Here is a 4515-nt window from a genome sequence, read left to right as displayed (position 1 = left end):
GTCGGGGTGGCAGCCTTTATTTTCTGCTCCCGTAACATCAATAAATTCAGTACTATTCTTTATTTTCTTATCCTGCGGTAACCGAATAGGTAACTTTGAGAATGATTTTAATAGTAAATCAAATATAAGGTATTTTAAAAAATATGCCTTATTGCAATGTGTTTAAATCTTTAGATCCCCAACAAATTGAAGCGAACGAACTTCGCGTAATTCCAAGATTTCGTCCTTATAGACACCTTCATCCGGTTTAAAAAAGGTTATGGCGCAAGGGAGTTTTGTTAGTTCTGCGGTAAAATCAATATTAATAGTTTCATCAATATCATCCAAATTAATAGTGTATCGAAATTTCGATTCATTTGGATTAAATAACCTAAGTGAGTTATCTAACTCTCTTAGGTCAGCATAAGAATTAAGAAATTCATTTTCAGGAACAAACTGAAATCCAGCACCGGGAAAATCGCCCTCTACACTAATATTATTTGGGTCAATAGTTCCGTTATCGATTAGGTTTGCCCCTGTGCTATCCACTATTCTGACATATAAGGAAGGAAATATTGGATCATAAAGTGAACAGTCAATTTCTTCTTCATCATCATTTTTCGAACAGCCCATAAAAATTGTAACTGTAATTATTAGGAGAATTATTTTTTTCATATCACTTTGAAATAAAAGGTTTGTCAATTTGAAAGTAGGTTATAGATGAAAATTCAATTCGCATAAAACTTACTTAAAGAGATAATTTATTCTAAAAGAGAAACTATTTGTTCTTAGATTAAATTCGTCAGTTTTATAGAAATCACTTATGGCAGCCTGATAATTATAGCCTATTCCTGCTTCCAAATTTTTAATGATTTCATAATAAATTGTAGCTCCAAGAAAGGCTTCTAAAAAATATCCTTTACTTATTGTATCTAAGTCATTTTTTATTGCAAAATTATTTTTGAGCCCACCATTTATCACTGGTTTAAGTTTACCTGTCAGTAATGAATAATTGATGGAAATGGGAACAACTAAAAACCTTTGCTCTATGATTTCCGGAATCGAAGAAGAATGAACATTACACAAAATGCAATCGTTGTAGGTTCCAGTGAAATCTTTGTTGGAATAAAGAAATCCAGAAGATACGGCTAATTTTTCTCCAAAATAGTAATTGGTTGTCAGTCCTAAACTATAATTGTTTTGGTCGAATTTTACCACTACTGCATTAGCTCCTTCCATCCCTATATAATCTATTCCATCTCTTTCATCTGAAAAAGATATATTATCTGTAGAAAATTCAATACCGAAGCTCCATTGGGTATTATTTTGAGAATAAACGCTAATTTGAAGTAGTAAAAATGCTATGAGTAGTATTTTTTTCATAAAGCTATTGATTAACGGGAACATTGGTATTTATTGTAGCATTGAGGCTTATAATTAATGACTCTATTTAATAGATACATTTTTTCTCGATTGGTTGCGTCAAATTGTTAACAAAAATACTGTTAAATTAATTAGCTGATTCTTATACAGTATTCTAACTCCTAAAATTTCAGTAAGAATACAAACTATTTTTTTTTGTTTAGTTCATATTAAAATAAGGGGAGTAAGCAAGAGGATGACACGCAGAGCGATGTCATTTGACTCCCCTAATATTTAAAATTCTGATTATAAGTGTATTAAATAATAAAAAAACTTGAAATATATCCACCTCAGTGGATATACCCCACTGGAAGAAGCTGTAAAATCACGAGGGCTATAGCCAGTAAGTATTAAAATAGTATCCATTATGGTAAAATAAAATGCCACTCACCACTTTTACTTCCACTTCGCAAAAGCTTCATTTCAGCAAAAAAGGTTCATTACTAATTGTTCTGGACACGAGTCAAAAAGCTAAGAATTTTAAATTCTGAAAGAATAATATCGAAAAATCTTTTTGACCCAAGTCCGCCTGGGCAGTAACTAAAATTCATCGATCAGGATTTCAGAGTTTTTTTATATCTTCTTGCTTCACCTTACCTTTTGCTGCTAAAAAACAAGCTTTTAAATTAACCGGAGTGCATAACCGCTACGCTTTTATAACTCCTCTATAATATAAAAGCTTGAAGATGAATGGCAACAAAAGGTAATGCGACGGCTCTGGAAGAAGTAAATAAAGAAAGCGGAATAAACCAGTTCATCCTGATCTACAAGATTTCTTCTTTTCGCCGGCAAAAGGAAAATGCTCAAGATGAAAAAAGTAAATCTTATTATCTCAGTGATGGCGAACTTAGGCAGTTAAAATTTTTCTTTGAGTAAAACATCGTAATTATTAAACTGAATTAGTAGCTCGATTTCCAAATGCATCAAAGAAAAGGAAAGCAAGATGTGTCATTGTAATGACAATCTTGCTTTGCGCCCGATGGTTGCAAAAGTTTTTAAATAAAAAACTTACCTCAAATAGCCTGAAAGCCCCAATAAAACCGTTGAAATTTGCAGTAAAACTAATTTGAATTAGACAGTATTTTTATACCGGAGTAGTGAAATGAACGCGAGATTACCAGTAAATGGACTGGAACACCCTGAAAATAGGTTAAAATTTACTGGTATTACAAAAACAAAATAGGTTTTGCGCCCTATGCTGTTTTTACTTTTCACTTAACTTCCCGTACGCTATAAAAACAGCATAGGATCCAGCGCTGTAAGTTATGGTAGATTTGGGACCATATTTTTTCTTTTTTAACTAGCTTATTTTATATCAAAACCTGCAAAATCTATACAAAGTTCAGCATCGTTTTATTTTTGATGACAAAGTGATGCGGAAATGATGCGGCTGAAAATCCCCAGTATTACTGGTCTTATTTATATCTGGCATCGATTCATCAAAAAAAGAAGAAATTATCGGAGGCTTTTCTCCTTTGTTGTATTCAGAATTTGTTGCTTTGATGCAGATCTTCCCGCAAGCCTTGATAACATTGAGCTATGACCCGCATCACTTCTGCATCGTTTCATCGCTTTTTTAGGAGAGTTTAGATTGCAATTGATCCATATCGTCTCCTAATTTTTGATCAACTACTCTGGCATAGATTTGCGTAGTTGATAATTTAGTGTGCCCCAGGAGCTTTGAAACGGTTTCTATGGGCACTCCATTGGATAGGGTGACCGTTGTAGCAAAAGTATGTCTGGCAACGTGAAAACTAAGCTTTTTAGGAATTTTACACTGCTCTGCAATTTCCTTCAAGTAAGTATTTGTTTTTTGGTTGCTATACACCGGTAATAGAAATTCTGAAGTTGGTTTTTCATATTTATACAAAATACTGCGGGCTTTTTCCAGTAGCGGTACCTTAATCGGTTCATTGCTTTTCTCCCGCCTGCTATAGATCCAGTCCTTCCCATTCACACCTTTTATCAGGTTATCTCGGGTAAGGTTTTTTATTTCCCCATAACACATACCAGTATAGCAGGAAAAAACAAAAATATCCTTAGTGGTCTCCAGTGTTACTCTTCTGAATCGGGTCTCCTCAATATAATCTAGTTCTCTTTGGCTCAAATACGCACGATCAAATTTTTCAAATTTCATTTTATAGTCCCGGAATGGATCCTTATCCAGCCAACCAAGTTTAATGGCTAAATTTGTGAGCTTCTTAAATCGCTCCATGTGTTTCATTATTCCGTTATTACTCAATTGCTTTTTGCCATTTTTCCCCTTTTTTCTTCTTAGAAACTTGTCGAAACTGGTAACGAATTGATAATCTATATTTTTAAGATAGATATCTTTGATTCTATGATCGTAGGAAAGGTAATCATTCAAATACTTTTCTGTAGCTCCGTAATTTTTTAGCGTTCCTGGTTTAAGCACATCAACCATAGTGGTTTTATGATATTCAAGAATTTCCTGGAGTGATTTAAAAGTCGCATCAGCCCCAAGAAAACGGGCTTTGATAGCCTTGGCTGTTATAATTCTATCTTCTTTGAGCAGGTCTTCATAACACTGCAATAGTTTCGAATACTTGGCGTCCAGATAATTATTCAAAACTGTCGCTTCAAGGTTTCTTCCTTTTAACCTGTGGGCGCGATCATCCCAGGATTCCGGGTCACATTGTCGTCTTAAACTAATTTCTGCCCGACGGCCATTGACAGTTACCCTTGCATAAATAGGTGCAAGAGTATCTTTTTTCTTGGCCAAATTCAGCCAAAAGAGAATACGAAAAGTGGGTTTTGTTTTCATTGCCTTTCATTTAGGTAACCGATTTAACATAATTGTCGAAGTCAAATCACGCTAAAGCCCTAAGGCAACTGAAAGGTAAGAAAAAATGGGTGACCGATTAGGTAACCGAATAGGTCACATTTTATTTGATATCAAACAAAAAAAAATGATTCCCAGTTTTGCTAAAAGCACTGAAAATCATTTATTTAGGTAGTTTTTGAGCTATTTTGATACTCAAAAAGTCGGGGTGGCAGGATTCGAACCTGCGGCCTCCTGCTCCCAAAGCAGGCGCGATAACCGGGCTACGCTACACCCCGAGTAATTTTTTAATCGCGCTCGGCGCGATAACT

General features: G+C 34.6%; 4 protein-coding genes and 1 tRNA gene. 1 reads left to right on the top strand and 4 read right to left on the bottom strand.

What is annotated here, in order from left to right:
* Positions 1-162: 162 nt before the first annotated feature.
* Positions 163-654, bottom strand: a complete 492-nt coding sequence (locus BM084_RS18905) for a hypothetical protein (protein ID WP_143083703.1) — start codon at positions 652-654, stop codon at positions 163-165.
* Between the two features lie 69 nt (positions 655-723).
* Positions 724-1362 (bottom strand): outer membrane beta-barrel protein, encoded by a 639-nt coding sequence (locus tag BM084_RS18900; RefSeq protein WP_177195736.1) that lies wholly within the window; start codon positions 1360-1362, stop codon positions 724-726.
* Between the two features lie 729 nt (positions 1363-2091).
* On the opposite strand from BM084_RS18900, the gene BM084_RS18895 reads away from it, so the two are divergent.
* Entirely contained in the window at positions 2092-2277 is a 186-nt protein-coding gene (locus BM084_RS18895; RefSeq protein WP_093306682.1) for a hypothetical protein, read from the top strand.
* Between the two features lie 700 nt (positions 2278-2977).
* On the opposite strand, the gene BM084_RS18890 is transcribed toward BM084_RS18895, so the two are convergent.
* Together BM084_RS18890 and BM084_RS18885 are read right to left on the bottom strand one after the other, a co-directional pair.
* Positions 2978-4186, bottom strand: a complete 1209-nt coding sequence (locus BM084_RS18890) for a site-specific integrase (protein ID WP_093302439.1) — start codon at positions 4184-4186, stop codon at positions 2978-2980.
* A gap of 221 nt (positions 4187-4407) precedes the next feature.
* Positions 4408-4482, bottom strand: a tRNA-Pro gene (locus BM084_RS18885).
* Between the last annotated feature and the right edge of the window lie 33 nt (positions 4483-4515).

The sequence above is a fragment of the Salegentibacter agarivorans genome (assembly GCF_900113135.1).
GTDB lineage: Bacteria > Bacteroidota > Bacteroidia > Flavobacteriales > Flavobacteriaceae > Salegentibacter > Salegentibacter agarivorans.
The sequence above is the reverse complement of the archived record's forward strand: the minus strand, read 5'-3'. Positions and strand labels throughout refer to the sequence as shown.